The organism is Microcoleus sp. C2D2 (assembly GCF_036702495.1).
Taxonomy (GTDB): domain Bacteria; phylum Cyanobacteriota; class Cyanobacteriia; order Cyanobacteriales; family Microcoleaceae; genus Microcoleus.
The window spans coordinates 1-1,741 of sequence record NZ_JAUBTO010000373.1; the positions used below are offsets into that span (position 1 = coordinate 1).

General features: G+C 40.4%; 1 protein-coding gene. It reads right to left on the reverse strand.

What is annotated here, in order from left to right:
- Positions 1-592 precede the first annotated feature (592 nt).
- Positions 593-1,741, reverse strand: a 1,149-nt coding sequence (locus QUB61_RS39285) for a GAF domain-containing sensor histidine kinase (protein WP_333190466.1), incomplete at its 5' end; no start/stop codon positions are given.

A 1,741-nucleotide genomic window follows, 5' to 3' on the forward strand; every position in this document is an offset into this window, starting at 1 on the left:
AATTTCGTATTCCTGCTTGTATCTGACTAACGAAGCTGGCATCGGATAATCTAGCTTGAGAAATTTGAGAATTATCGCTTGGTTGTCTTGCTTTCTCAGACCTCGGTAAACTAAAGAATTGTTACTTTCATGAATTTGGCTGGTAATTTCGTAGCCGGCTAAGTTAATCGTCATTGCATTCTCTCTTAAATATTAATACACAAGTTTTTGAGGAAGTGCCAATTTATAAGTAGATGTATGCTCTGATACCTAATTTTACTCTGCACTGTCAGCAAAACTTAAGCTTTACTAAAAATATTTTTTCTTAACATTTCTTAAAAAAAATACAAATAAAGATTCATGTTAGGAGGGCTCTCGCAGCTTCCTCCAAAAGCAGGCAGAACAGAGTGAAGGGATCTCGCCCTTGGTCTTCAGAGGAGATTTGTAGGGCTTGTTATAGTTACTAGATCGATCGTCAGATCTGCCTAGACCGGCATCTGAGTTAAATCCTTCAGCCAATAGCATTGTTTGACATGATTCTTGAGTTGAAAAACCGTAAATATTGTCCATTGCTGCTTATCTATGTTTATTACTGAACTTTTGATTTGGGAAACTACAGTTTTGCATCGATTTGTAGGGGTAACTTAATAATAAATTTGGTTTCCACTCCCACCTTACTTTTACATTCTACTTCACCCAGAAGTTTTTGGGTAACTAAATTGTAGACAATATGCAATCCTAACCCGCTACCCCCTTGACCGCGTTTGGTAGTAAAGAATGGCTCAAAAATTTTACTTAAATTTTCTGGAGGAATGCCTTTACCATCATCGGAATATTCCAAGCGAAGTCGAGATCCCTCTTGTTGCCAATCAAAAACGAGCTGACCTGATTCGCCCGGTTCGTAAGCATGAATCAGAGAGTTCATCAGTAAATTTGTGACAACTTGGGATAAAGCACCTGGATAAGAATCTATGGCAATCTTGGTGTCTCCCTTAATTTCGATCGAATGTTTGCTATTTCTCAATGTTGGTTTTAATTGGATTAAAATTTCATCCAGATAATCTCTTACTATGAAAGTTCGTCGTTCTTCGCTAGAGCGATCGACTGCCACTTCTTTAAAGCTCTGAATCAATGCCGCTGCCTGATTGAGATTAGTTAGAAGGGTGTTGCTGCTTTGGATGGCTATATCCAAAAATTCTTCTAATTCGGAGCGCTTCATTTTGCCACTCTTATAAGTAGAAGCAAATTCTGTGGTATTTTCTGCTAAAGCTGAGGCAACGGTAACGCCCACGCCGATGGGAGTATTAATTTCGTGGGCGACGCCTGCAACTAATCCTCCCAGAGATGCCATTTTTTCAGATTCGACTAGCTTACTTTGAGTCGCTTTTAAAGTATCCAGCGTGTGGGATAATTCCTGGGTGCGATCGCCTACTAATTGCTCTAAGTTTTGATTGAACTCCTGCAAGTTATTGTAGAGTTGGGCATTTTCAAGGGAAATGGCTATTTGGGCCGATAACAATTTTAGCAGTTCTAGCCTATCTGTAGTAAAAGCTCCTTCTGTCAAGTTATTTTCTAGGTAAAGAATGCCTGTCAGTTTGCCTTGGTGCAGCAGAGGAGTGCAGAGAATCGATTTCGGTTGAGTGGCTGCAATATAAGGATCGCGGGTAAATTGTCCCTCTTGGGTAGCGTTATTTAAAACCACGTTTTCCTGGGTGCGGATGACGTAGTGGGCGATCGCGCTTGCCAGTTTGGGTATTTCCCC